The 25590-nt window shown below is 65.3% G+C and carries 25 protein-coding genes and 4 pseudogenes; 10 read left to right on the plus strand and 19 right to left on the minus strand.

Features of this window, described 5'->3' with window-relative positions:
• Nucleotides 1–5 precede the first annotated feature (5 nt).
• The 3 genes from G4G28_RS21755 to G4G28_RS21765 all read right to left on the minus strand — a co-directional run bounded on the left by G4G28_RS21755 (nucleotide 6) and on the right by G4G28_RS21765 (nucleotide 2416).
• The gene (locus G4G28_RS21755) at nucleotides 6–1229 is read right to left on the minus strand and encodes a cyanophycinase (protein WP_183107825.1); all 1224 of its coding nucleotides are present in this window, start codon (nucleotides 1227–1229) and stop codon (nucleotides 6–8) included.
• A 69-nt stretch (nucleotides 1230–1298) separates the two neighbouring features.
• The gene (locus G4G28_RS21760; protein ID WP_182989900.1) at nucleotides 1299–1736 is read right to left on the minus strand and encodes a GNAT family N-acetyltransferase; all 438 of its coding nucleotides are present in this window, start codon (nucleotides 1734–1736) and stop codon (nucleotides 1299–1301) included.
• A 77-nt stretch (nucleotides 1737–1813) separates the two neighbouring features.
• Complete coding sequence (locus G4G28_RS21765; protein ID WP_229425258.1) at nucleotides 1814–2416, minus strand: hypothetical protein; 603 nt, start codon at nucleotides 2414–2416, stop codon at nucleotides 1814–1816.
• 134 nt (nucleotides 2417–2550) lie between these two features.
• Here G4G28_RS21765 and argH point away from each other — a divergent pair, with 134 nt between their 5' ends.
• Nucleotides 2551–3948 carry an argininosuccinate lyase gene (argH, locus tag G4G28_RS21770; RefSeq protein ID WP_183107826.1) on the plus strand — a complete coding sequence of 466 codons (1398 nt, stop codon included), beginning with the start codon at nucleotides 2551–2553 and terminating at the stop codon, nucleotides 3946–3948.
• Nucleotides 3949–4011: 63 nt separating this feature from the next.
• On the opposite strand, the gene rsgA is transcribed toward argH, so the two are convergent.
• Entirely contained in the window at nucleotides 4012–5046 is a 1035-nt protein-coding gene (gene rsgA / locus G4G28_RS21775; protein ID WP_182989901.1) for a ribosome small subunit-dependent GTPase A, read from the minus strand.
• Between the two features lie 300 nt (nucleotides 5047–5346).
• Complete coding sequence (locus G4G28_RS21780; RefSeq protein ID WP_182989902.1) at nucleotides 5347–5910, minus strand: hypothetical protein; 564 nt, start codon at nucleotides 5908–5910, stop codon at nucleotides 5347–5349.
• A gap of 210 nt (nucleotides 5911–6120) precedes the next feature.
• On the opposite strand from G4G28_RS21780, the pseudogene G4G28_RS21785 reads away from it, so the two are divergent.
• The 4 genes and pseudogenes from G4G28_RS21785 (at nucleotide 6121) to G4G28_RS21800 (ending at nucleotide 8796) form a co-directional block, all read left to right on the plus strand.
• Nucleotides 6121–6922 (plus strand): annotated as a pseudogene (locus G4G28_RS21785) (lipid II flippase Amj family protein).
• 182 nt (nucleotides 6923–7104) lie between these two features.
• The gene (locus tag G4G28_RS21790) at nucleotides 7105–7743 is read left to right on the plus strand and encodes a PEP-CTERM sorting domain-containing protein (RefSeq protein WP_182989903.1); all 639 of its coding nucleotides are present in this window, start codon (nucleotides 7105–7107) and stop codon (nucleotides 7741–7743) included.
• Nucleotides 7744–7894: 151 nt separating this feature from the next.
• The gene (locus G4G28_RS21795) at nucleotides 7895–8122 is read left to right on the plus strand and encodes a hypothetical protein (protein WP_182989904.1); all 228 of its coding nucleotides are present in this window, start codon (nucleotides 7895–7897) and stop codon (nucleotides 8120–8122) included.
• 8 nt (nucleotides 8123–8130) lie between these two features.
• Nucleotides 8131–8796 carry an HAD-IA family hydrolase gene (locus G4G28_RS21800; protein ID WP_182989905.1) on the plus strand — a complete coding sequence of 222 codons (666 nt, stop codon included), beginning with the start codon at nucleotides 8131–8133 and terminating at the stop codon, nucleotides 8794–8796.
• 8 nt (nucleotides 8797–8804) lie between these two features.
• Here the strand turns inward: G4G28_RS21800 and G4G28_RS21805 are convergent, their stop codons facing one another.
• The 14 genes and pseudogenes from G4G28_RS21805 to paaA all read right to left on the minus strand — a co-directional run bounded on the left by G4G28_RS21805 (nucleotide 8805) and on the right by paaA (nucleotide 22856).
• Nucleotides 8805–9350, minus strand: coding sequence for a cupin domain-containing protein (locus G4G28_RS21805; protein ID WP_183107827.1), 546 nt, complete (start codon nucleotides 9348–9350; stop codon nucleotides 8805–8807).
• A 134-nt stretch (nucleotides 9351–9484) separates the two neighbouring features.
• Nucleotides 9485–10210 (minus strand): NF038122 family metalloprotease, encoded by a 726-nt coding sequence (locus G4G28_RS21810; RefSeq protein WP_229508115.1) that lies wholly within the window; start codon nucleotides 10208–10210, stop codon nucleotides 9485–9487.
• Entirely contained in the window at nucleotides 10177–10533 is a 357-nt protein-coding gene (locus G4G28_RS27025) for a hypothetical protein (RefSeq protein ID WP_183107829.1), read from the minus strand. Before G4G28_RS27025 ends, G4G28_RS21810 begins: the two co-directional genes overlap by 34 nt.
• Nucleotides 10534–10890: 357 nt before the next feature.
• Nucleotides 10891–12944: pseudogene (gene paaZ / locus G4G28_RS21820) on the minus strand (phenylacetic acid degradation bifunctional protein PaaZ).
• 110 nt (nucleotides 12945–13054) lie between these two features.
• On the minus strand, nucleotides 13055–13657 hold the full coding sequence (locus tag G4G28_RS21825; protein WP_183107830.1) for a phenylacetic acid degradation protein PaaY: 603 nt from the start codon (nucleotides 13655–13657) through the stop codon (nucleotides 13055–13057).
• A 2-nt stretch (nucleotides 13658–13659) separates the two neighbouring features.
• A pseudogene (gene pcaF / locus G4G28_RS21830) lies at nucleotides 13660–14862 on the minus strand (3-oxoadipyl-CoA thiolase).
• A 15-nt stretch (nucleotides 14863–14877) separates the two neighbouring features.
• Nucleotides 14878–16190: pseudogene (paaK, locus tag G4G28_RS21835) on the minus strand (phenylacetate--CoA ligase PaaK).
• Nucleotides 16191–16234: 44 nt separating this feature from the next.
• Nucleotides 16235–18241, minus strand: coding sequence for a hydroxyphenylacetyl-CoA thioesterase PaaI (paaI, locus tag G4G28_RS21845; protein WP_374039750.1), 2007 nt, complete (start codon nucleotides 18239–18241; stop codon nucleotides 16235–16237).
• Nucleotides 18241–19032 carry a 2-(1,2-epoxy-1,2-dihydrophenyl)acetyl-CoA isomerase PaaG gene (gene paaG / locus G4G28_RS21850; RefSeq protein ID WP_183107831.1) on the minus strand — a complete coding sequence of 264 codons (792 nt, stop codon included), beginning with the start codon at nucleotides 19030–19032 and terminating at the stop codon, nucleotides 18241–18243. Before paaG ends, paaI begins: the two co-directional genes overlap by 1 nt.
• 21 nt (nucleotides 19033–19053) lie before the next feature.
• A complete protein-coding gene (gene paaE / locus G4G28_RS21855; RefSeq protein ID WP_182989914.1) occupies nucleotides 19054–20130 on the minus strand; it encodes a 1,2-phenylacetyl-CoA epoxidase subunit PaaE in 1077 nt (358 codons plus the stop codon).
• A 19-nt stretch (nucleotides 20131–20149) separates the two neighbouring features.
• The gene (paaD, locus tag G4G28_RS21860) at nucleotides 20150–20668 is read right to left on the minus strand and encodes a 1,2-phenylacetyl-CoA epoxidase subunit PaaD (RefSeq protein ID WP_182989915.1); all 519 of its coding nucleotides are present in this window, start codon (nucleotides 20666–20668) and stop codon (nucleotides 20150–20152) included.
• 9 nt (nucleotides 20669–20677) lie between these two features.
• On the minus strand, nucleotides 20678–21430 hold the full coding sequence (gene paaC / locus G4G28_RS21865; RefSeq protein WP_182989916.1) for a 1,2-phenylacetyl-CoA epoxidase subunit PaaC: 753 nt from the start codon (nucleotides 21428–21430) through the stop codon (nucleotides 20678–20680).
• Nucleotides 21431–21453: 23 nt separating this feature from the next.
• Nucleotides 21454–21738: a 1,2-phenylacetyl-CoA epoxidase subunit PaaB gene (gene paaB / locus G4G28_RS21870; protein ID WP_159701094.1), complete on the minus strand. Its 285-nt coding sequence runs from the start codon at nucleotides 21736–21738 to the stop codon at nucleotides 21454–21456.
• A gap of 128 nt (nucleotides 21739–21866) precedes the next feature.
• Nucleotides 21867–22856, minus strand: a complete 990-nt coding sequence (paaA, locus tag G4G28_RS21875; protein ID WP_182989917.1) for a 1,2-phenylacetyl-CoA epoxidase subunit PaaA — start codon at nucleotides 22854–22856, stop codon at nucleotides 21867–21869.
• Nucleotides 22857–22962: 106 nt separating this feature from the next.
• Between paaA and G4G28_RS27035 the strand changes: the two genes are divergently transcribed.
• The 5 genes from G4G28_RS27035 to G4G28_RS21890 all read left to right on the plus strand — a co-directional run bounded on the left by G4G28_RS27035 (nucleotide 22963) and on the right by G4G28_RS21890 (nucleotide 25535).
• On the plus strand, nucleotides 22963–23436 hold the full coding sequence (locus G4G28_RS27035; RefSeq protein WP_229507771.1) for a hypothetical protein: 474 nt from the start codon (nucleotides 22963–22965) through the stop codon (nucleotides 23434–23436).
• Complete coding sequence (locus tag G4G28_RS29480; RefSeq protein WP_374039808.1) at nucleotides 23336–23548, plus strand: hypothetical protein; 213 nt, start codon at nucleotides 23336–23338, stop codon at nucleotides 23546–23548. Before G4G28_RS27035 ends, G4G28_RS29480 begins: the two co-directional genes overlap by 101 nt.
• Nucleotides 23467–23886, plus strand: coding sequence for a PaaX family transcriptional regulator C-terminal domain-containing protein (locus G4G28_RS27040; RefSeq protein WP_229507772.1), 420 nt, complete (start codon nucleotides 23467–23469; stop codon nucleotides 23884–23886). The genes G4G28_RS29480 and G4G28_RS27040 overlap by 82 nt, the downstream gene beginning before the upstream one ends.
• Before the next feature lie 232 nt (nucleotides 23887–24118).
• On the plus strand, nucleotides 24119–25252 hold the full coding sequence (locus G4G28_RS21885) for a carboxypeptidase family protein (protein WP_182989918.1): 1134 nt from the start codon (nucleotides 24119–24121) through the stop codon (nucleotides 25250–25252).
• A gap of 49 nt (nucleotides 25253–25301) precedes the next feature.
• Complete coding sequence (locus G4G28_RS21890) at nucleotides 25302–25535, plus strand: hypothetical protein (protein WP_182989919.1); 234 nt, start codon at nucleotides 25302–25304, stop codon at nucleotides 25533–25535.
• Nucleotides 25536–25590: the final 55 nt, after the last annotated feature.

Here is a 25590-nt window from a genome sequence, read left to right on the forward strand (position 1 = left end):
GGGTGCTACTTGTAGTGATACAGCGGCATCTTCACCACGATCGGCCGGATATCGAGCCGCACGTTGTAGACCGAATACGCCTCGGTCGCGGCCGACATGTAGCCGACGCTTTCCCCGGTGCGGGTGAATTTGAATTCGAAACCGAGATCAGGCTGGACGTTGTGCGGGCTGTCGAGCGTCAGGCCGATGGCTTCGACCTGGTCGCTGTCGATGAGTTTGCCCATCAGGTCCACCACCGTGCTGTTGCCGAGGATATCGGCCGAGAACAGCGGCTCGCGGTAGTAGGGACGCGCCGGGTCGAGGCGGCCTTCGGCCTTGTCGGGCGCGGGCGTGAAGCTGCGGCTGGCGATGTTGAAGCGGTCGCCGTTGTCGAGGTAGCTCAGGCGCACGTTGCTGATGTTGAAGGCGCCCTGCTGCGCATGGGCCCTGGATAAATCGACCACCAGCGCGCCCCTGTAGCCCACGACCTCGACCTCACGGTCGGGCTTGATGATCATCGCCGTGTTCTCGTCGATGCCCAGCCCCAGCTTGTAGCCCTTTTGCAGCATCGCCGGCAGCATCCGGGCGAAGCGGCCGCGCACCAGCAGGTGCTGGTCGACGAACACGTCGTCGCCGATGAAGCCCAGGCCGGGCGTGATTTCCTGGCCGTCCTCGAGGCCGAGTTTCAGCGTGGCGAGCACGGGCTTCGGGTTACCGAACATGCTGCTGCTCATGATGGCGGCGCCGGCGCTGCTGCCGGCGATCACGCCGCCGCGGCGGTACATGTCCCACAGGGCATCGAGCACGCGGGTGTTGCTGCCGTCGGGGCGGCGCAGGGCGCGCGTGATGCGGGACTGGTCGCCGCCGGCGAAGTACGCGCCGCCTGCGGATCGTATCGCCTCCACCAATTCGGGATTGTCGGCCGCGGCCTGGTAATCGGTGCCGGTCAGGGTCACGGCGATGGGGACGAAAAAGGCCTTGGCGCCATATTTGCTCAGGCGTTCGACGAGGGCGGCACCGGACTTTTCCGGGTTGGCCGAAGCCGAGGCGAACACGGCGATACGCGCGCCCCTGCCGCCGGCGAGCGCGACCACGCGTTCCCAGACGGCGGCGTTGTCGGTGCGCAGCGCGCCGCCGATGATGACGAGCGAGCCCTTGGTGGCGGGGAGACGGACCGGTACCTCGGCCTCGGCCGGGATTGCGGTCAGCAGGGATGCGGCAAGCGCAACGGAACCAGCAATTGGCCACATACGACGCTCCTTCTCGAACAGGGAAATCCTAAGCCTGATTCGGGAAAGATGTCGCCGTGTTGAGACCGCTCAGGAGAGATAAATGTTCGGGAAGTAACGTTCCATTAATGTCTCAGGCTGGCGCGGCGCGGTGAAGCCGAAACGCTCGTACAGGCCCTGGGCATCGCTGGTGGCCAGCGTGAAACGGCGCAGGCGCTGCAGGCTGGGATGGCGCAGCACCGCTGCCACCAGCTGCTTGCCGTAGCCGTGACCACGGTATTCCGGCAGGACAAAGACGTCGACCAGGTTGGCGAAGGTGGCGAAGTCGGTGATCACGCGGGCAAAGGCGATCTGGCGGCCGTCGAGGTAGCCGCCGAAGCAAAGCGAATTCTCGATGGCGCGCTCGACAAGCGGACGCGAGATCCCGACCGCCCAGCTCGACTGCTCGCTGAGGAAACGGTAGATCATCGGGATGTCGAGCCGCGACTGGTCGGTACTGGCCTCGAAGCTGGAATCGTTGGTCGTCATCTGCCTGGCCGATCTGGCGAAAAAACCAATTTTAGCCCCATTTGCAGGATCGACAAGATTCGATTGCCGAATTGCTATCAGGGCCGCGTTGCGCCTTCCGGGCGGGCCGGCAGGTAGCGCTCGGGCAGCGCCAGGCCTGCGTCTTCGGCGCGCCAGACCAGGTTGGCGATCCACCAGCGCTTGCCGTCGTGCGCCAGCTGGATGCTGTTAATGCCGCGCATGAAGGGCTTCGGGTCGTGCGGCGAGCGCAGCAATTCATAGGTGCTGAACACGTGCACCAGCTGGCCGAAGCTGTCGGTGCTGCGGGCGATCTCGCGCTCGTGGAACCCGGAGGTATTGAAGGTGCTCATGTTGCGGCTGATGTAGTCCTCGACCGTCAGCGCGCGCAAGCCGAAGCCGCCCTCGGGCTTGGGCAGGATCACCATCAGCTTCGCGTCCGGCGCGAACAGCGCGCGCATGCGGTTCCAGTTGCGCGGCGCTCCCGCGGGGCCGGAAATGACATCGTAGAGGGCGGCGACGACGCTGTCGACCGAGGCACCGTCAGCCTCCTTGACGGTCGTCGGCTGGGCCGGCGCCAGTTGCGCCGGCTGGGCCGGCTGGGCAGCAGCGGCGGCACCGGGGCCGGCCGCGATGACGCAAGCCAGCGCCAGGCCCAGGCTGCGTTGACGAATCTTCTCCATCTTGTACTCCTTCGCTGCATATGTTGACAGGCGAATAATCCGCGATTTCCGCCTCCTTGTCATCCCGGCCCGCTGCGGGCGGGGCCGCGAGATGGCGGTTTATAATCGAACGGATACTTCAACCGGACATCCCCATGACTGCACAATTCTCCAAAAAAGGCGAAGCCTGGTCGGCACGCTTCTCCGAACCGGTCTCGGACCTCGTCAAGCGCTACACGGCCTCGGTGTTCTTCGACAAGCGCCTGGCGCCCTTCGACATCGAAGGCTCGCTCGCCCATGCCGAGATGCTGGCCGCGCAGGGCATCATCTCGCAGGAGGACCTGCTGGACATCGAACGCGGCATGGCGCAGATCCGCGGCGAGATCGAGGCGGGCAGCTTCGAGTGGCTGCTCGACCTGGAAGACGTGCACCTGAACATCGAGAAGCGCCTGACCGAGCTGGTGGGCGATGCGGGAAAACGCCTGCACACGGGCCGCTCGCGCAACGACCAGGTGGCGACCGACATCCGCCTGTACGTGCGCGCCGCCATCGACGACGTGCTGGCCCTGCTGCAGCAGCTGCGCGCGGCCCTTACGGACCTGGCCGAGCGCCACCATGACACCATCATGCCGGGCTTTACCCACCTGCAGGTGGCGCAGCCGATCACCTTCGGACACCACATGCTGGCCTATGTGGAAATGTTCGGGCGCGATGCCGAGCGCATGATCGATGCGCGCCGCCGCGTGAACCGCCTGCCGCTGGGCGCCGCTGCCCTGGCCGGCACCACCTTCCCGATCGACCGCCTGCGCGTGGCCAGGACCCTCGGCTTCGAAGACGTCTGCCACAACTCGCTCGACGCTGTCTCCGACCGCGACTTCGCGATCGAATTCACAGCCGCAGCCTCGCTCATCATGATGCACGTCTCGCGCATGTCGGAAGAGCTGGTCATGTGGATGAGCCCGCGCATCGGCTTCATCGACATCGCCGACCGCTTCTGCACGGGCTCCTCGATCATGCCGCAGAAGAAAAACCCGGACGTGCCGGAGCTGGCCAGAGGCAAGACCGGCCGCGTCTACGGACATTTGACGGCGCTGCTGACCCTGATGAAAGGCCAGCCGCTGGCCTATAACAAGGACAACCAGGAAGACAAGGAACCGCTGTTCGACACGATCGACACCGTGCTCGACACGCTGCGCATTTTCACCGACATGGCCGGCGGCATCACCGTGAAAGCCGGGAACATGCGCGCCGCCGCCCTGCAGGGCTATGCGACGGCCACCGACCTTGCCGACTACCTCGTGAAAAAAGGCCTGCCCTTCCGCGACGCGCACGAAGCCGTGGCCCATGCGGTGCGCGCCTGCGACGGTGCCGGCGTCGACCTGTCGGAGATGTCGCTCGAGACCCTGCGCGGTTTCTCGCCGCTGATCGAGGACGACGTGTTTGCCGTGCTGACGCTGGAAGGCTCCGTCGCCGCGCGCGACCACGTCGGCGGCACCGCACCGAACCAGGTAAAACTGGCCATCGCACGCGTGCGCAAGCAGCTGGTCGAATAAGCGACGCCAGTAGTGACAAGCAGCCCTGGCAGGCGGCCGCGCCGCGGCCAGGGGCTGTTCTTTCTAGCCGCCGCGCTTGTTGCGGCCGCGTTCCTGCGCCGCCCTCACCAATACCTTCCACTTGCCGCGTTCGGCGATTTTATCCAGCGGCGTCTGCGCGGCCCGCTGCACTTCGCGCAGCAGCTTACGGTAGTTGCGCAGCCGGTCCTCGTCGACGCTGCCCCGCACCGCGCAGCCCGGCTCGCTCTCGTGGCGGCAGTCCCGGAACTGGCAAGCCTCGGCCAGTGCCGCGATATCGTTGAAGGCACCGTCGAGCTCATCCTCGTCGGCGTCGGGCTGCCAGGCGCGCAAGCCCGGCGTGTCGATGATGCAGGCGCCGCCCGGACAGCGGTGCAGCGAGCGACCGGTGGTGGTGTGGCGGCCGTGGTCGTCGCCCTGGCGGGTACCGCCCGTCACCTGCGCACTGCCGGTGAGGGCATTGGTCAGCGTCGATTTGCCGACGCCCGATGAACCCAGCAGCACCAGCGTTTGCCCTGCTCCCAACCAGGGCGCCAGCAGGCCGCTATCGGACTGCTCGGCAGGCACCAGGGTCACGGCCGGCACGTCGCCAGGAATGCGCCCACGCAGCTGCGCAATCTTGCTCTCGGCATCGCTGCCGATATCCGGCTTCGTCAGCACCATCACCGGCGCCACGCCGCAGGCGCGCACCAGCGCGATGTAGCGCTCCATGCGGCGGGGATTAAAGTCCTTGTCCAGGCCCATCAGCAGCAGCGCCGTATCGACGTTGCTCGCCAGGACTTGCCGCCCCGAGGGTGTGCGCCGCGTCAGCTGGGTAAGCGGCTCCAGGACGCGCTCGATCCAGCAGTCGCCGAGGCTGGGCGTGACGAGCACCCAGTCGCCGACCACGGGTTGATTCGACGCGTCGAAACGGGCGCTACGGCCCTGGAAGGTGGCGTGCCCGTCGTCGAGCGTGTACGCATCGCGCGCGGCGGCGGTGACGCGGGCCAGGCGCTGTGGTGGCGAAACTGCCGCGAGTTGTGAAACGAACTGCGGGTGAAAACCGATCCTTTGCAGGGCCGGGAAATCGAAGTCGATCATGACGATGTGTTTTCCAATTCAGTGGCGCACAGGCGTGCGCAAGCCGCCGCAGGGGCGCGGCGGAATCGAAGAATGGAAGGTCGGGCGCTTGCGCGCTCAGGACATCGTCGTGATGGACAGAAGCGTCAGGCGGCCGACCGGGAGACGGTATCAGGCTGGTTCATGGGTGTCTCCTCGAGTCGGTGAATGGGGTTTCAATTTTGGCATCGTGCGGCACCTGCGTCAACCGCCAGCCTGCGTGCGCGGTGCACCGGCGTTTTTCGCGGGCGCGAAAGTCGCCGTCATGGCTTGCTCAGGCAATCAGCCCTTGCAAGCACCCGAGATCACGGGTGCGATCTGCTCAGCGTAATCCTTCTCCCACATGGCACGGCTATCCGGTTTGGTGCCGAGTGCGATGCGTTTTGCCGTCATCGCCTTACTGGCCTGGACAACGCATTTGTCGGAGGCGGGGTCATCCTTGTTGACCATAGTCAGTTCATGCGGGGTAACCGTGCGACCGATCTTTGCGAGCAGGGCGATAACCTCTTTTTCGGCCGCTTCTTCGGCTTCGTCGATCGCCACCAGTTCTTTCAAAGGAGATTCGTAGCACACGTCCTCATTGATCTTGTCGAGGTACCAGCTGTCACCGCCAAAGCTGTGCAGCCATGCCGCCTGCTTACCGGTATATCCGCCGTAGGAGTTTTTCGAATTCACTTCCAGACAGGCGCGATTCTTGTAGACATACACCTCGCCCCACTTCGCCGAGTCCGGATCCTTGAGTTTTTCGCGCACGGCCTTGCGCATCGGGTTGTCGAGCATGCCTTTGTCACAGCCGGCTACAGCAAGGACGAGACAGAGGATGAGTAATTTTGAAATGCGCTTCATGAGTAAGACCTGGATGTATGTTCAGTTATGAAATTGTACATTCCATACAAACAACGGTGTAGCATTTAGGAAATTTATTTCTGTCGAGCAGACCTCACCGCGTTGAGTCAAGCACTGTCCCGGCGACACGAAGTGGGCTAGCACCATTTCTTCTTGCCGCGCCACCCGTTCGATGTCAGCATGCGTGTCTGACAACACCGGCACCGACGCATGGATACCCAGCTCTGGCTGATCTGCTTCCTCACCTTCGTCATCCACCTGATCGGCACCCTGGCGTATTCCGTGCGTATCGCCGGTGTGCGCACGCGCCGCATTGCGGTGTCGTTTGCGCTGTTTTCCATCCTGGTGCTGGTCTCGCGCACCTCGAATTCCTTTCTCGGTCCGTTTCTCGCCAAGCGGGTCGAATCGAACCTGGCCGGCGCGGTGAGTACGAACCTGCTGGCGGACTTCCGCTGGCTGCTGGTGGCAAGCTCGCTGGCGACGCTGGCCGGCGCCCTGCTCATCCCGACCTTCCAGCGCGTCTTCTGCCGCACCGTGGACCACTTCCAGGTGCACCGTTCGGTGCCCAAGCTGATCCTGCACGGCTTCTTGAAGGGCGGCCTGTCGCATGCGCGATGCGGCCACCCTGCCGGCGGCGTCCAACGTGAGCGGCCTGCGCGGCAGGAACACGGTGTCGCTGTCGATCACCCTGCTCAACGTCGGCGCCGTCGCGCTGTGGACGGTGGGCGTGTTCGCGGCCCTGTATGCCGGGGCGCTGGCGCCGGAAGTGCGGGTGACCTCGAGCACGCTGTCCTCGATCATCAATGGCGGCGCGACCATCATGATGGCCGTGTTCATCGATCCGCACATGTCGGGCATGACCGACGATGTGGTGGAGGGGCGCGTCAGCGAAGGGGATTTCCGCCACGCCATCGTCTGGCTGGTGGGCAGCCGCCTGGCCGGGACCTTGCTGGCGCAGGTGCTGCTGGTGCCGTCGGCGTCATTGATCGTGTTCGTGGCGCAGGTGCTGTAGGTTTCCCGCGCGAGCGCTGCAGCCGGTCGCGGACGCCTGCATACAGGCCCCCTCTTGTCGACAGACCTTACACATTGCGCCGCCAGCGAATACTGTTAGTTCCCAAGTCATTGATACCGCGCATGATTCCTTCGTGGCATGGAGCTTGCTGTAAGACGCATTCCACAACCAGGGGAAACCTCATGATAAAAAAACTCGTCGCCCTCGCGGCCACCGCCTTGTTTTCGCTGAACGCGTCGGCCGGCTATGTCCAGTATGACTTCCATTACGGTGAGCCGAGCCGCGGCCTGGACGGCTTCATCGTCCAGCACGATACCGATGGATCGATTGCGCTGTTCTCGTTCCAGCTGGCCGACCCGGTGTTCGATAACGGCCGTTTCGGCTGGTATTTCTATCCGATGACGGGCGAAGGCGATGTGCTCCTCGACAGCGCGTCCACCCGTTTCCGCAAGAACGGCCCGACCAATTTCTCGATCCTGGACACCTACGGCGCCGACCATGTCACGAACCTGAACGTCGAGTTCGAGCGCGCCAAGGGCGGCGGCTTCACCTACACCGTCAACTACTTCGCCAACCTGTTTACGGACGAGCCGCCGGTGATGTATTTCGACACGCTGAAGGGTTCGGCCACCCGCGGCAGCGTCGATCCCGAACTGGTCGCCTATCTCGACGCGATGGGCGGCTACGAGTACGGCGTACCGAAGATCGTGCCGGTCTATGTCGGCCCGGGCGAGGTGCCCGAGCCGGCCAGCATTGCCCTGCTGGCACTGGGCGCGGCAGGCCTGGCTGGCGCGGCGCGCCGCCGCAAGCCGGCCCGCTGAGGCGTTTTCCGGCTGCGCCAGCGACCGGCGCAGCCATCCTGCCGATGGCGCCTTTCTGGCGCCCTCTCGAAGCCCACACTGTTCGACGCAGCACAGAGCGCCCGCCTGCCACCGCCTAGAATTGCCGCACTACCCCAGTGTGGAGGACAGGATGCAACGCTACAAAAACCTGAGCGGCGAATCCGGCGTGCTCGCCTATGAGATCGGCGCGCGCTCGATCACGGTGCGCTTCGCGGGCGGCGACCGCTATCTCTACACCGACCAGAGCGCCGGCGCCGAGAACATCGCGGAAATGCAGCGCCTGGCAACGCTCGGCAGCGGCCTGTCGACCTTCATCAGCCAGGTAGTCAAGGACCGTTACGAGCGCAAGCTCGATTGATGCGCCCGATGGCCACTTCCCTGCCCGACCGCAGCTTCGCCGCCTTTCTGTTCGATATGGACGGCACCCTTCTCACCTCGATCCGCTCGGCCGAACGGGTCTGGAGTGCCTGGGCATCACGCCATGGCCTCGACGTCGAGACCTTCCTGCCGACCCTGCACGGCAAGCGCACCCATGACACCATCGGCCAACTCGGCCTGCCTGGTGTCGATCCGATTGCGGAAGCGGCCTGGATCACGGCGGCCGAGATCGAAGACGTCGCCGACATCGAAGCCATCGGTGGCGCAGCCGATTTCCTCGCCAGCCTGCCGCCCGCGCGCTGGGGCATCGTGACCTCGGCACCGCGCGCGCTGGCAAAGGCGCGTCTTGCGGCAGCGGGCTTGCCTGCGGCCAACCTGCTGGTGGCGGCCGAGGACGTAAAGCACGGCAAGCCGGCGCCCGATCCCTTCCTGCTCGGTGCGCGCCTGCTGGGGGTGGATGCGGCCGATTGCCTGGTATTCGAGGATACCCAGACGGGCCTGCGGTCGGCGGCGGCGGCCGGGATGGAGAGTATTGTCGTGACCTTGACGCATGCGCACCCGATGGAGACGGACGTCTTCGGCGTGCGCGATTATGCCGAGCTGCGGGCCGTCCTCACGCCCGATGGACGGCTGAGGGTCACCCGGGCTGGCTAGGCCGCGAACTACTCGTGCCGGTACACCCGCGGCTTCAGGTCGTGCTCTTCCAGCGCCGGCGAATCGGCTGGCGCCACCCCCGCCGTGCCGGTATCGCGCTTCGGATACGGCGTGCCGTCCCGGTGCGTGTAGCTGTCGGTGCTGCCGTCGTAGAGCAGGTCGATGTCGGGATAAACGGCGCGGTCAAGCGGGCTTTCGGGGCCGATCGCCAGCAGCAGCGCGTTGCCCCAGCTGCGGTTGACCAGGTGGTGGCCATTCGGCTGGCCGGCCGGGAAGGCCGCGTAGTCGCCCGCGCGCATCAGGGTTTCTCCCTCGTCGGTGACGAGCGTCAGCTCGCCCGAGACCACCATCACGAACTCGTCGACATCGGAATGCCAGTGGCGTTGCGACGATGCCGCGCCGGGTTTGAGCTCGACGAGGTTGACGCCGAACTGGGTCAGTCCGCCGGCCGCGCCCAGCGCCTGGCGGCTGCGCCCGCTGACGATATCGTCGAAGGGCGGCGGATAGCCGGTGCCGCTCACTACCGGAATACTGTTCAGGTCCAGCCTAGGCATAGGTGCTCCGCGTCAGGTTGATGAAAGCCCATGATAAAGGATCGCCAGGACATGCGCCGCGCCGGCCGTATCTGACGGCCCCATGAAAAACGGCGCCCGCAGGCGCCGTTCCTTCCAGCCGGACGGAGCCGGTGTTATTTGCGGCGGCGGCGCAGACCGACGACACCGGCCAGGCCCAGGCCGAACAGGGCGATCGAGGCTGGTTCCGGCACGGCGTTCCAGCCGATCGCGTCGTACAGCTGGATGTCGAGCTTCGAGATCGCCAGCACTTCGCCACGGCCCGCGGTCGGGTCGAGGATACCGATGTGCATGTTGTCCTTCCAGTGGCTGGCCTGCTGGCCATCGCCCCAGGTACGACCTTCCGAGAACGGCGCCAGCTTGCTGTCGCAGTTATCCAGCGAGAAGAACTTGTCGCGGCTGTCGGCGGCGAAGTCGAGGTCGGCACCGGCGAACTTGCTCTCGTCCGAGCAGCGGAACAGGTCGGCAGGCGCGATATAGGTGAAGGCCGCGTCCGAGAAGTTGCCGCTGCGGTTCAGGTCGAGGGTGTCGACGCCGCTGACGAAGCCGAGCGCGTGGCCGATTTCGTGGGTGGCTACGCCGACGAAGTCGAAGGCATTTGAATCGACGCCATTGGCCGCATCGAAGTCCCAGGTGAACAGGTTGCTGAACGAGACCGAACCGTCGACCAGCGGATTGTTAGCGTCGAGCAGGCCGGCTGCGCGCGCGTTGGCCGTCGTCAGGCGGATGGTGGTGTTGTTGGCGTTGCAGTTGTTGTCCAGGAAGGGCGTGCCGCTGCCGGCGCCGTTCGGATTCACGCCGGTGCCGTTCATGTAGACGCCCAGGCAGCTGCTGCCCGACAGGCCGGCAACCGCAGCCCGGTCGGTCTTGCCCCAGGCATCGGCTGCCGGGCATCGCGGAAAGCGTCGTAGCTGACGGTGCCGCGCGTCGAACCGGTCGAACCGAGCACGCCCGGGCCGAGTGCCGAGAAACCGATGTTCAGGTTGACGGTGACGTTGTCGTGCAGCACGCGGCTCCAGTTGTCGGCGGCGGCCTGGAAGCCGGCCAGCGCACGCGCGTCCATGTCGGCCGCGTGGTTGAACTTGATCGTCAGGGCCTGGGCCGAACCTGCATAAGCGCACACCAGCAGTGGCAGGACCTTGGCAATTTTCTTGATCGTTTTCATCTCTTCTCCGCTCTCGCTCGTTATCGAACGAATGTTTTCTACATTTTCTTTGGCAATCCGGGTGGTTGCTTATTTTCCTATTAGCAAATTTCGGGCCAGAAAACTAAGTCATTGTTTCCGAATAACAAAATTATTGAGTGGGATCAGCGCTTGAAGCGAATGTAAGATTTTCCGACAGGAAATTTGAAAAGCGGCGACCCATGCCGGGTTGGCCGGGCCTTACCGTGGTGGAGAAAAAAGGCGCGGGCCGCACGAAGCGGCCCGGCGGTAGCGTCGATCGACGACCGCGCATGTGGCCCGCGGGATGCCTGCCCAATCGCAGGACCGCCGCGGTCCGGGGACGAGCCGATGGAAGGCTCAGCTGCGCTTTTGCACCAGCGTCAGGATGTCGTAGCTGGCCACCAGTTCGTCGTTCTGGTTGGTGACTTGCACGTCCCACGCGACCACGCCCTGGCCGCGCCCCTGTTCGTCCGTGCGGTTACGGTCGACCTTGCGCTTGCAGGTGAGCCGGGCGCGGATGGTGTCGCCAATCGCCACCGGCGCGACGAAACGCAGGTTGTCGAGGCCATAGTTGGCCAGCACCGGGCCCGGTGCCGGCGAGACAAACAGGCCGGCGGCCGCCGACAGCACGAAGTAGCCGTGGGCGATGCGCTTGCCGAACTGGGTGTCTTTCGCGGCGATCTCGTCGAAGTGCATGTAGAAATAGTCGCCCGAGACGCCGCCGAAATTCACGATATCCGCCTCGCTCACGGTACGGCGGTGCGTCAGCAGGGAATGGCCGATCTCCAGGTCCTCGAACCAGCGGCGGAATGGGTGGATCTCGCTTTCCTTGACGGCGCCGCCGCGCACGTATTCGCCCGTGACGGCGGTCAGCATCGTCGGCGAGCCCTGCACCGCCGCGCGCTGCAGGAAGTGCTTCACGGCGCGGATGCCGCCCAGCTCCTCGCCGCCGCCGGCGCGGCCCGGACCGCCGTGCTTCAGCTGCGGCAGGGGGGCGAACCGTGGCCGGTGTTGTCGACCGAGGCTTCGCGGTCCGGGATCAGCACGCGGCCATGCGAGGCCGCGGCAATCGGCACCGCATGCGCGGCAATCATCGGGTCTTTCGTCGCCAGCGTCGTCACCAGCGAACCGCGGCCCAGCGCGGCCAGGTGCAGGGCCTCGTCGATGTCGCGGTAGGTCATCATCGTGCTCACCGGCCCAAACGCTTCGATGTCGTGCACGGCGGCGTTGATGGCGGCGTTGCGGCACAGGAGCAGGGTCGGCGAGAAGAAGGCGCCATTCGCGCAGCCTTCGCCCACCGGTGCGAAGCCTTCGTGGGCGCCGAACAGTACCTCGTTGCCGCGGGCGAGCATTTCGACGCGTTCCGACACGTCGCGGTGCTGGTCCATCGATGCCAGCGCGCCCATGCGCACGCCTTCCATCTTCGGATTGCCGACGACGATCTTCGACAGGCGCTCGCGCAGGCGTTCGCCCAGCGCATCCACGTGCTGCTCGGGCACGATGATGCGGCGGATCGCCGTGCACTTCTGGCCGGCTTTGCCGGTCATCTCGCGCGCGACTTCCTTGACGAACAGATCGAATTCGGCGTCGTCGGGGGTTACGTCCGGCGCCAGGATCGCGCAGTTGAGCGAGTCGGCTTCGGCCGTGAAGGGGACGGATTCGCGGATCAGGTTCGGGTTGGCGCGCAGCTTGGCGGCGGTGTCGGCCGAGCCGGTGAAGGTGACGGCATCGAAACCGGTCAGGCGGTCGAGCAGGTCGCCGGTCGAGCCGATGACGAGCTGCAGCGCGCCTTCGGGCAGCAGGCCGGACTCGATCATCATCTTGACGACGGCATGGGTCAGGTAGCTGGTGGCTGTCGCCGGTTTGCCGATGCAGGGCATGGCGGCCAGGAAGCTTGGCGCGAATTTCTCGAGCAGGCCCCAGATCGGGAAGTTGAAGGCGTTGATGTGCACGGCCAGGCCGCCTTTCGGCACCGGGATGTGGGTGCCGGCGAAACCGCCGCGCTTGCCCAGCGCGAGTGCCGGGCCTTCGTGCAGCACGTTCGACGAGGGCAGCTCGCGCGAACCCATGCTGGCGTAGGCGAACAGGGTGCCGATGCCGCCTTCGACGTCGACCCAGCTGTCCTGGCGGGTGGCGCCGGTCAGGTGCGAAATCTCGTACAGCTCTTCCTTGCGCTCCATCAGGTACAGGGCCAGGGCTTTCAGGCGCTGGGCGCGGGTCTGGAAGTCGAGCTTCATCAGGCCGGGGACCCCTAGCTTGCGGGCGTAGGTGACGGCTTCGTCGAAGTCGAGTTTTTCAGCGTGGGTGTGGTAGACCAGCTGGCCATCTAACGCGCTGTGCAGGGGGGTGTGGGCTTCCTGGCCGATCCAGCGGCCGCCGATCCAGCTTTGCAGGGTGCTTGGGGGTAGCATGTTGTTGTCTCCTCGGGATTTGTTGGGGCAGGTGGTGTGCAAGTGCTGTACCGCGTGGGCTCAAGAGCCCACCCTACGTATAGATTGATGTTTGCGTACGTGACCGTTGGCTATTTTTTGGGCGCGTGGCCGCCTTGGTTGCTGAAGTCGAACTGTGGACGGTTCGGTTCTACCTCGGTAAACGCCTCGACTTCGCGCATCGTGTTCAGCGAGCGCACCGCCAGCTGGTGGTATTGAAAGGTGCCGAAGCTCTTCCACTTGATTTCGTCCTCTTTCAGTTCGCGCATCACGCGGGCCGGGGTGCCCATTACCATGCTGCGCGGCGGGATCACCATGCCGGCTTTCACGAAGCTCATGGCGGCGACGATCGATTCTTCGCCGACGACGGCGCCGTCCATCACGACGGCGTTCATGCCGACCATGGCGTTGCGGCCCACGCGGCAGCCGTGCAGCACGGCGCCGTGGCCGATGTGGCCGTCGACCTCGATCACGGTTTCGCCATTCTCGAAGCCGTGCATCACGCAGCAGTCCCGGACGTTGGCGCCCTCTTCCAGCACGAGGCGGCCGAAGTCGCCGCGCAGGGACGCCAGCGGGCCGATGTAGCAGCGCGGACCGACGATGACGTCGCCGATCAGCACCGCCGTCGGGTGCACATAGCTCGACGGGTGGACCACGGGGCGCACGCCGTCGATTTCATAGACTTTTACCGCCACGCTTAGACCCGCTCGATGATCAGGGCGATGCCCTGGCCGACGCCGATGCACATCGTGCACAGCGCGTAGCGTCCGCCGGTGCGCTGCAGCTGGTAGACCGCGTGCGTGACCAGGCGCGCACCGGATGCACCCAGCGGGTGGCCCAGCGCGATCGCGCCGCCATTCGTGTTCACGTGCTCGGCGTCGTCGGCCAGGCCAGGTCGCGCATCACGGCCAGGCCTTGCGCGGCAAAGGCTTCGTTCAGTTCGATCACGTCCATCTGGCCGATGGTGAGACCCGTCTGCGCCAGCACCTTTTTCGTCGCCGGCGAGGGGCCGAAGCCCATAATGCGCGGCGCCAGGCCGGCGGTGGCCATGCCGACGATGCGCGCGCGGCGTGAGGCCGAAACGTTCGGCAGCGGCGCCGGAGGCGATCAGCAAGGCGCAGGCACCGTCGTTCACGCCCGAGGCGTTACCGGCGGTGACGGTGCCGTCGGGCGTGACGACGCCCTTCAGTTTCGCCAGCGCTTCGATGGTCGTGTCCGGACGCGGATGCTCGTCGGTGTCGAACACCTTCGAATCCCCCTTCTTCGAATGCAGCGTCACGTGCACGATCTCGTCCTTGAACACGCCGGCAGCGTTGGCGCGGGCCCAGCGCTGCTGGCTGCGGATGGCAAAGGCGTCCTGGTCGGCGCGGTTGACGTTGAAGTCACGCGCCACGTTCTCCGCCGTTTCCGGCATCGAGTCGATGCCGTACTTCGCCTTCATCAGCGGGTTGACGAAACGCCAGCCAATCGTGGTGTCCTCGATCTTGGCCGCGCGCGAGAAAGCGGAATCGGCCTTGCCCATCACGAAAGGCGCGCGCGTCATGCTCTCGGAGCCGCCGGCGATGATCAGGTTCGCTTCGCCCGAGCGGATCGCACGGCCGGCCAGGCCGACCGCGTCCAGGCTGGAGCCGCACAGGCGATTAATCGTATTGCCCGGCACCTCGGGCGGCAGGCCGGCCAGCAGGCCCGCCATGTGGCCGACGTTGCGGTTGTCCTCGCCCGCCTGGTTGGCGCAGCCCCAGTACAAATCGTCGACCATGGCCCAGTCGACGCCCTTGTTGCGTTCGATGAGGGCGGCAATCGGCAGCGCGGCCAGGTCGTCTGCACGCACGCTGGCGAGTGCGCCGCCGTAGCGGCCGAAGGGGGTGCGGATGGCGTCGCAGATGAATGCGTCGATCATGGTTGAATCTCCTCGTTAGTTATTCTTGGGTCGCTTGTCGACCACGCGCCGGGCCTTGCCGGTCAGGGTGCGCTCGATGCCCATCGGCGGCATCAGCTTCACCTTGGTGCTCACGCCGACATAGGTCTTGATTGCATGCTGGAGTTCGGCGCTCAAAGCATTGATGGTATCGGCAGACGCGCTTTCGACCAGTTCGCCCAGCACCTCGAGACAATCGAGGTGGCCGTCGCGCGTCACCACCAGCTGGTATTGCGGCGCCAGCGCCGGCATTTTCAGGATCAGTTCCTCGATCTGGCTGGGGAAGACGTTCACGCCGCGGATGATCAGCATGTCGTCCGAGCGGCCGGTAATCCTGCCCATGCGCCGCATCGAACGCGAGGTCGGCGGCAGCAGGCGCGTCAGGTCACGCGTGCGGTAGCGGATGATGGGCAGCGCTTCTTTCGTCAGCGAGGTGAAGACCAGCTCCCCCTCTTCGCCGTCGGGCAGCACCTCGCCGGTGTCGGGGTCGATGATCTCGGGGTAGAAATGGTCTTCCCAGACGACAGGGCCGTCCTTGCTCTCGATGCACTCGCTGGCCACGCCCGGGCCCATCACTTCGGACAGGCCGTAGATGTCGACGGCGTCGATGCCGGCCGCCGCTTCGATATTGGCGCGCATGGCATCGGTCCAGGGTTCGGCGCCAAAGATGCCCACCTTCAGCGAAGACTCGCGCGGATCCATCCCCTGGCGCTTGAACTCCTCGACGATATTGAGCATGTACGAGGGCGTGACCATGATGATCGCCGGCTGGAAGTCGGTGATCAGCTGCACCTGCTTTTCAGTTTGCCCGCCCGACATCGGCACCACGGTGCAGCCCAGGCGCTCGGCGCCGTAGTGGGCACCGAGGCCGCCGGTGAAGAGTCCATAGCCGTAGGCCACATGCACCATGTCGCCAGGGCGGCCGCCGGCGGCGGGATCGAGCGCGCGACCACGTCGGCCCAGGTGTCGATGTCCTTCTTCGTGTAGCCGACCACGGTCGGGCGCCCGGTGGTGCCGGACGAGGCGTGCACCCGCACGACCTGCTCGCGCGGTACCGCAAAGAGACCGAACGGATAATTGTCGCGCAGGGTCTTCTTTTCGGTGAAAGGGAATTTCGCCAGGTCGGCCAGCGTTTTCAGGTCGTCGGGATGCACGCCGGCCCCGTCGAACGCGCGCCGGTAGTGCGGCACGTTCTCGTAGGCGTGGCGCAGCGACCAGCGCAGGCGTTCGAGCTGCAGCGCCTGCAGCTCGTCGCGGCTGGCGCGCTCGATCGGCTCCAGGTCGCCAGGCGATGGATGACGTTGGACCATTCCGGACCTCCTTCTCAGCGTTGGGTGGGGTCGCCAGCCGGCGACTAAGTCGTCACTTCGGCCACCATCCCGCTCACGCGGTGCGACTTGCCGCGGAAAAGCGCGAGGACGCGCCCTTCCCCGTTCGTCACGGTGACGTCGTAGACGCCGGTCTTGCCGGAGAGCGCCTGCTCGACCGCCTCGGCCACCAGGACGTCGCCCTCGCGTCCAGGGGCCAGGTAGTCGATCGTGCAGCCGGCGCCGACCGTGTTGAAATTGTGCGAGTTGCAGGCGAAGGCAAAGGCGGAATCGGCCAGCATGAAGATGAAGCCGCCGTGGCAGGTCGCATGCCCGTTGAGCATGTCGGCACGCACCCGCATGCGCATGCGCGCGTAACCCGGACGGATGGCGTCGAGCGTCATGCCCAGCGCCTGGCTGGCGGGGTCGCGCTCGTACATGGTCTTGCCGGCCAGTTCGGCCAGCGCCTGCGGGTTGTGCTGGATATCGTCAGGCATGGAAGCGCGCTCCTGCCCCGCCAGCGGCCAGCTTGCGGCGCAGCAGTGGCGCGACACGCGGTAGCGGTCTTCGCCGTAGGTGGCCGCAAGATTGCCCAGCACCGACACGATGTGATCGATGCCGACGCTGTCCGCCCAGGCCAGCGGGCCGCGCGGATAGTTCACGCCCTTCTGCATGGCGATGTCGACCGCGCGCGCGCTGCACACGCCCTGGTTGACGGCATCGGCCGCCTCGTTGGCCAGCATGGCGACGGTACGCATCACGGCCATGCCGGGGACGTCGTCCAGGCGCACGACCTCGAAGCCGGCCGCCTGGAACAGGCCGACGACGGCATCGTAGGCCTCGTCACTGCACTGGTCCGCGCGTGCCAGCGCGATGCGCGTGGCCCTGGCGTGATCCAGCAGCAGGTCGTAGACGACCGTGTTCGGATGGCTGTTGGCGGCGGCGCGCTCGGTGGCGCTGCGACCGTCGGTCAGGAAAATCGCGGCACCGTGGCAATGGAAGGCCGGGGCTTCGTGCTTCTCGGCCCCGGCAAGCGGCTCGCGGTGCGCGACCGTGAAGCCGGCACCAAGCAGGCGCGCTTCCATCGGCGAGAGCACGCTCTGCGTGATTTCGCGCGCGACGCTGATGCCGACCGCGTTCGGGCGTGGACGTGCGGCTTCCACCTGCGCCACCGGCTTGGCGGCATCGTCGCCGTAGCGATAGAAACCGCGTCCCGTCTTGCGGCCGAGGAAGCCGGCGTTCACCAGTTCCTGCTGCAGCGTCGAGGGCGTGAAGCGCGGGTCGCCGAAATAGGCGGCGTGCACCGACTGCGTCACCGAGAAATTGACGTCGTGGCCGATCAGGTCCATCAACTCGAAAGGCCCCATGCGGAAACCGCCGCAGTCGCGCATCACGGCGTCGAGCGTGGGCGCATCGGCTGCCCCTTCCTGCAGCAGGCGCAGCGCTTCCGCGTAATACGGACGGGCCACGCGGTTGACGATGAAGCCGGGCGTGGAGGTGGCGTGCACCGGCTCCTTGCCCCAGGCTTGCGCCGTGGCGTAGACCGTATCGGCCACGCGTTTCCCGGTCGCGAGACCGCTGACCACTTCCACCAGCGCCATCAAGGGCACCGGGTTAAAGAAGTGCATGCCGACCAGGCGCTCGGGCTTGCTCAAAGGCGCGGCAATGGCGGTGACCGAGATCGAGGAGGTATTCGTCGCCAGGATGCAGTCGTCGCCGACGATGCCTTCCAGGTCAGTAAACAGCTTGCGCTTGGCGTCGAGGTTTTCGACGATGGCTTCCACGACGAGGGCGGCATCCTTCACGCCGTCCAGCGAATCGACCGCCTGCAGGCGTTCACGCGCGAGGTCGGCCTCAGGCGCGCCCATGCGGCCCTTGTCGACCAGCTTGGCGTAGACCTTGCCGATCTCCTGAATCGCCTTCGCCGCTGCCTCCGGGCGCGTATCGAACAGGCGCACCGGATGGCCGCTTGCGGCCGCGATCTGGGCAATACCGGAGCCCATGGCGCCGCTGCCGATCACGGCGACGATGGCGTCTTTTTCGAGTGCCGTCATCATTCCCCCTTGAACTGCGCCGGGCGTTTGCCGATGAAAGCGGCGACGCCCTCGCGGTAGTCGTGACTGTAACCCAGTTCGCGCATCATCTCGCCTTCCAGCTTCAGCTGGTCCGGCAGCGTGTTCGCGTAGCTCGCTTGCAGCGCTTTCTTGGTGAAGGCCAGGCCTTTCGTCGGCGCGCTGGCGAAGTGCTCGGCCATGGCCAGCGCTTCGTCCATCAGCGCCTCGTCCGGCACGCAGCGCCAGATCAGGCCCCATTCTTCCGCCTTTTCGGCGCTGAGTTTCTCGCCCAGCATGGCCAGGCCCGTGGCGCGCGCGTGGCCGATCAGGCGCGGCAGGTGCCAGGTACCGCCCGTGTCGGGAATCAGACCGAGCTTGCAGAAGGCTTCGATGAAACTGGCCGATTTGGCGGCCAGCACGATGTCGCAGGCCAGCGCCAGGTTGGCGCCGGCGCCGGCGGCCACGCCGTTCACGGCGCAGATCACCGGCATGGGCAGACTACGCAGCGTCATCACCAGCGGCGCATAGAATTTTTCGACCGAGTCGCCCAGGTCCACGGCCGCGCCGCCCGGTGCGACGGCGCGGTCGGCCAGGTCCTGGCCGGCGCAGAAACCGCGGCCGGCGCCGGTCAGTACCAGCACGCGCACCGATTTATCGGCCTGCAGCGTGTTCAAGGCGTCGCGCACTTCCAGGTGCATGGCCTGGGTGAAGCTGTTGAGGCGGTCGGGGCGGTTCAGGGTGAGGACGGCAACGCCGTTCTCGATCTTGAAGAGGATCGATTCGTAGCTCATTCGTGTCTCCCTTGTTCTTGTTTATTCGTGCTGGTCGAAGTCGACCACAACCTTGTCCGTGATCGGGAAGGCCTGGCAGGACAGCACGAAACCGCGCGCGACCTCGTAGTCTTCCAGCGCGTAGTTCACGTCCATCTCGACCTTGCCCTCGGCAACCTTGCAGCGGCAGGTGGAGCAGACGCCGCCCTTGCAGGAGTAGCGCATGTCGATACCGGCGCGCAGGCCGGCGTCGAGGATCGATTCCTTGTCCTTGTCCATCGTGAAGCTGGCGGCGCTGCCGTCCATGATGACGGTGACTTCGGTCTGGTGGGCGGCGCCGGCCTCGATCTTGCGTGGCTTGTGCTCGTGCTTCGGGATGCTGGCGGCGAACAGCTCGATGCGGATCTTTTCCTTGGCCATGCCGGCGTCCTGCAAGGATTTGGACACGCCATGCATCATGTCTTCCGGGCCGCAGATGAAGGCGATGTCGATATCTTCGACGGCAATCCAGTGCTTCAGGAAGGCGCTGCACTTCTCTCCGGTGATGCGGCCGTTGAAGAGTTCGATGTCCTGCTGCTCGCGGCTCATCACGTACACGAGCTTCAGGCGCCCCATGTACTGGTCCTTCAGGTCGGTCAATTCATCGCGGAAGATGACGCTTGATGAGGCACGGTTGCCGTAGACGAGGGTAAAACGGCTCTTCGGCTCGGCCAGCAGGGTGGTCTTGATGATCGACAGGATGGGCGTGATGCCGCTGCCGGCGGCAAAGGCGAGGTAGTGGCGCTCGCTGTTCGCATCGAGCGGCACGTTGAAGTGGCCCATTGGCGGCATGACTTCCAGCGTGGTGCCGGGTGCCAGCTGCTCGTTGGCCCAGTTCGAAAACAGCCCGCCGGGCGTCTTCTTGATCGCCACGCGCAGCTGCTCGTCCTGCACGGCCGAGCAGATGGAGTAGGAGCGGCGCACGTCTTCGCCGTCGATCATCGCGCGCAGGGTCAGGTGCTGGCCCTGCTGGTAGGCGAAGGTGGGTTTCAGTTCGGGCGGGACGGCGAAGGTAACGGACACGGCGTCGCGCGTCTCGTGTTTTACTTTCGCGACCGTCAGTGGATAGAATTTGCTCATACTGTTGGGCTCATTTGCACTAGTGGCACTTGAAATAGTCGAAAGGCTCGCGGCAGTCCAGGCATTTATAGAGCGCCTTGCACGGGGTCGAGCCGAACTGGCTGGTGAGCTGGGTGTGGAGCGAACCACAGTGCGGGCAGGCGACTTCGGGTTCCTTGAAGGCTGCACGTTTCACTCCACCGCGCAGGCCGGAGATGTCGATCGCCTGCTGCACGGGTGGCGCGATGCCGTAGCCTTTCAGTGCAGCCTTGCCGGACTCGCTCATCCAGTCGGTGGTCCAGGCAGGAGAGAGCCGGGTCACGATGCGCAGCTTGTCCAGGCCGTGCGCGCGCAAGGCTTCGCCGACCGCGTCGCTGATGACCTGCATCGCCGGACAGCCCGAATAGGTGGGCGTGATCGTGACGACGCACGCGTCATCGATGAACGCGACATCGCGCACGATGCCGAGGTCCACCACCGAGATCACGGGGATCTCGGGGTCGGGCACCTCCCCTAACCAGGTCCAGACCTGGTCGACCGTGACGGGCTGCGCGCTCATGGTCATCTCTTACCACTCCGCTCCGGGATAGGCGCGCTGCAGGAACTGCATCTCGGCCAGGATGTAGCCGAGGCGTTCGCTGTGGCGGCCCTGTTTGCCGCCGCGCTGCATGTACGCGTCCAGCGACGGCATCGTGAGGGTCGCTTCCGCGAAGATGTCGCCCACGTGCTCGAAGAAGGCGGCGCGCAGGCCTTCCACGGCCGGGGCGATTCCCTGCTCCACCATCGCGTTGTCGACGGCGTCATAAATGAACACTTCGCCGGTGTACATCCACAACTCGGCGGCGGCCGCTTGCATCTTCGCGTGACTGAGGTCGGTGCCGTCGCCGAGGCGCACGACCAGGTCGCCGCTGCGGCGCAGGTGGTAAGTGATTTCCTTGATCGATTTTTCCGCGATCTCGGCGATGCGTGGGTCAGTCGACCTGGTCAGGCCCTGCATCAGGAAGTAGTGCCAGGTATCGAAGAAGAACTGGCGCATCAAGGTCTCGGCGTAGCTGCCGTTGGGCTGCTCGACCAGCAGGACGTTGCGGTACTGATGCGCGTCGCGGTGGAAGGCAAGCTTGTCCTCGTCGCGTCCCTGCCCTTCGAGTTCGCCGGCATAGGTCAGCCACATGCGGGTCTGGCCGAGCAGGTCGAGCGCGACATTGGTCAGCGCCATGTCTTCTTCCAGCGCCGGGCCCTTGCCGCACAACTGGGAGAGCTGCTGCGAGAGGATCAGGGCGTTGTCGCCCTGGCGCAGGAGGTAGTCGATCTTGGCATCCATAAGGTTCACCTTTAACTGCGCACTCACAGGTTTTTCACTTCTTCCGGCATCGGGAAGAAGGTCGGGTGGCGGTAGACCTTGCTGTTGGCCGGCTCGAACAGGGCTTCCTTGTCCGAGGGGCTGGAAGCGACGATGTCCTGCGCGCGCACGACCCAGATCGAGACGCCTTCGTTGCGGCGCGTGTAGACGTCGCGGGCGTTGTTGATCGCCATTTCGGCGTCAGGGGCGTGCAGGCTGCCGACGTGCTTGTGGGCGAGGCCGTGCTGGCTGCGGATGAATACTTCCCACAGGGGCCATTCTTTGCTCATGCTTGTCTCCGGTGTTCTACTTTGTTGACGTTCGCGGGCGATGCTGCTTCGTGCTCGACGAAGCAGGCGCTGCACCGCGTGGGCACGGAGTGCCCACCCTACGATGCATCTCTGCCGCGGATTGATTCTTACGCGGCGGCTTTTTTGGCGGCTTGCTTGTCGGCGTGGGCTACCAGCGCGTCGCGGAACCATTCGCCGTCGTCCCAGGCTTTTACGCGCGTGCGCAGGCGCTCGCGGTTGCAGGGGCCGTTGCCCTTGAGGACGTTGTGGAATTCGCTCCAGTCGATCTCGCCGAATTCGTAGTGGCCGGTTTCGGCGTTCCACTTGAGGTCCGGGTCCGGAATCGTGAGGCCGAGGTATTCGGCTTGCGGCACGGTCTGGTCGACCATGCGCTGGCGCAGCTCGTCGTTCGAGAACAGCTTGATGCGCCACTGGGTCGACTGCGCGCTGTTGACCGATTCGGCGTCCGACGGGCCGAACATCATGAGCGATGGCCACCACCAGCGGTTCAGCGCATCCTGCGCCATCGCCCTCTGCTCGGGCGTGCCCTTGGCCAGGCTCATCATGATGTCGTAGCCCTGGCGCGCGTGGAAGGACTCTTCCTTGCAGACGCGGATCATGGCACGCGAGTACGGGCCATAGGAGCAGCGGCAGAGCGGGATCTGGTTGATGATGGCCGAACCGTCGACCAGCCAGCCGATCGCGCCCATGTCGGCCCAGCTCAGGGTGGGATAGTTGAAGATGCTCGAGTACTTGGCTTTGCCCGAATGCAGGGCGGCGAGCAGCTCGTCGCGCGAGACGCCCAGGGTTTCGGCGGCGCTGTACAGGTAGAGGCCGTGGCCGGCTTCGTCCTGGATCTTCGCCAGCAGCACCGACTTGCGCTTCAGGGTCGGCGCGCGCGTCACCCAGTTACCTTCCGGCAGCTGGCCGACGATCTCGGAGTGCGCGTGCTGGGAGATCTGGCGGATCAGCGTCTTGCGGTAAGCCTCGGGCATCCAGTCCTTCGGCTCGATCTTCACGCCCGCGTCGATACGGGCCTGGAATGCCTGTTCCTCGGCACTCATGTCTTCCTGCGTCTGGACCTTTTTCAGCCCGGTTTCCACCATCTGCGCGTACATATCAGTCTCCCGTTGCAAACATCACCCGGAGATAATACGATACAGAATTCGAGATGTACACCGAAATTTTGAATCATATTGAGCAAGGCGGAGTGACGGGATCTGCATGAAACAACTGACCAGCCATGAGTGGATCGGCCACTTCCTCTCGCTTGAGCCACCACGCTCGAAGTCGCTCGTGATGACGGTGATGGGCGACGCGATCGCGCCGCACGGCGGTGCCGCCTGGCTGGGCAGCCTGATCGAATTGCTGGCCCCGCTCGGCGTCACCGACCGGCTGGTGCGCACCAGCGTGTTTCGCCTGGTGCAGGAAGGCTGGCTGACGGCCAGCCGCGAGGGTTTCGCAGCCGCAGCCGCTCGACGCCGCCTCGCTGCCGCGCTTCCAGCGCGCCGACCGCCGCATCTACGCCCCGCCCGGCCTGCACTGGAATGGACGCTGGACGCTGGTATTGGCGCCCAACGGCAGCATCGATGGCGACCTGCGCACGGCGGTGAGGAAAGAACTCGAGTGGGAAGGCTTTGCGATGCTGGGGCCGGGCATGCTGGCCCACCCGGCGGCCGCTCCCGAGGCGCTGCATGATGCCCGGAGCGCACCGGGGCGCAGGGCAAGGTGTTCGTGCTCGACGCCGGCGAACTCCCCAAGGCTGGCTCGCGTCCGCTGGGCGAGCTTGTCGGCGAAGGCTGGAACCTGACCGCGGTGGCGCAGAGCTATCGCGATTTCGTCGACGGGTTCACGCCGCTCCTGGCCCAGCTGGCCGAGGAGCCGGCCGTGGCACCGGAGGCGGCCTTCGCGATTCGTTCGCTCTTGATTCACGCGTACCGGCGCCTGCAGCTGCACGATCCGCTGCTGCCGATCGAGTTGCTGCCCCAGCCGTGGCCGGGGTCCGATGCGTACGAGGTGGCGCGGGCGATTTATCTGCTCGTGTACGCGCAGGCGGAGCTGCATATCGATGCGGTGCTGCGGCGCGAGGATGCGACGGCACCGGCGGCGGACGATGCGTTCTATCAGCGGTTTGGGGGATTGCGGTGAGTGCGCCAACGATCAGCGGGTGAGACGGCGTGGGCTCAAGAGCCCACCCTACGTATCGCTGGTTTCGTAGGGTGGAGTCGCATTGAAGCCCCCGGCTTCAATGCCCCACGCGGTATCATCGGCTGGTCATCGGCAACGCGAATACGACGACGATCAGGCTGCATACCCCTTTTCCAACATTCGAAACCGGTTATCATCTCTTCTTTACTTCTTGCCATCCACAGGACACCCCATGTCTATCAAGATCAGCAGCCAGTTCGACGCCGGCGCCATCGAGATCGTGAACGCCACGAGCGCGAACGCCATCGACCTGAACATCCGCTCCGACTCGCACGCCGACATCACCCAGTGGTTCTACTTCCGCCTGCAGGGCGCCGCAGGTGAGCCCTGCACGATCCGCCTGCTCAACGCCGGCCAGGCAGCGTACCCAAAAGGCTGGGAAGACTACAACGCGATGGCCAGCTACGACCGCATCAACTGGTTTCGCGTGCCGACCTCGTTCGACGGCCAGGTCTTGACGATCGAGCACACCCCGGGCATGGACAGCGTCTACTACGCCTACTTCGAGCCCTACTCGTGGGAGCGCCATCTCGAGCTGCTCGACCGCGCGCAGATGAGCGAGCACGTGCGCATGCTCGACCTCGGCTCCACCGTCGACGGCCGCGACCTGAACATGCTGGTGATCGGCGAACCCGGCGCAGGCAAGAAAAAAGTCTGGGTCATCGCGCGCCAGCACCCGGGCGAGACGATGGCGGAATGGTTCGTCGAAGGGATGCTCGACGCCCTGCTCGATCCGGCCCACCCGTTTGGCCGCCAGCTGCTGAACGAAACGGTGTTCTACGTGGTCCCGAACATGAACCCGGACGGCTCGGTGCGCGGCAACCTGCGCACGAATGCGGCCGGCGCCAACCTGAACCGCGAGTGGCTCAACCCCACCATGGAGCGCAGCCCGGAAGTCTTCCTGGTCAAGCAGAAGATGCATGAAACCGGCGTCGACCTGTGCCTGGACGTGCATGGCGACGAAGGCCTGCCGTATGTGTTCGTGGCCGGCAGCGAATCCCTGCCGAACTTCACGCCCGAGCAGGCCGCCGCGCAGAAGCGTTTCAGTGACGACTTCAAGATCGCCAGCCCCGACTTCCAGGACGTGCACGGCTACGGCGAATCGCCCTACACCGAAGAGACGCTGACCATGGGTTCGCCCCACATCACCCACGCCTTCGGCTGCCTGTCGCTGACCCTCGAGCTGCCGTTCAAGGACAACGCCAACGACCCGGACCCGCAGGTGGGCTGGGATGGCGCCCGCAGCGCACGCCTGGGTGCCGCCGTGCTGCAGCCGGTGCTGCAGTCGATCCGGGCCCTTCAATAAGGTCCCTGCCCCGCTCCGGCGGGGCTTTTTTCTTTCAGGGAGTCACAACATGAGTATCTTCGCCGCACCCGTCTTCGACGCCACCGTTGTCTACCAGGGCCAGGAAATGTTCAAGGGCCAGGGCGCCGCCCGCATGTGGGCGGAAAAAGTCGCCAAGGAACTCAAGACCGAGATCACGGTCGAGAAGATCGGCACCGGCTGGGTCCTGCGCGGCCAGGTCGACGGCCAGGACGTCACCTGGGGCATCTACGGCCAGCGCCTGAGCCGGATCGAAGCGGCCTGAGCATTTTCCTGCAGCGCGATCTTGCACAATGGCACGCGCCTACTCCGTTCGAACC

Origin of the sequence: Massilia sp. Dwa41.01b (assembly GCF_014171775.1) — a bacterium.
Taxonomy (GTDB): domain Bacteria; phylum Pseudomonadota; class Gammaproteobacteria; order Burkholderiales; family Burkholderiaceae_D; genus Telluria.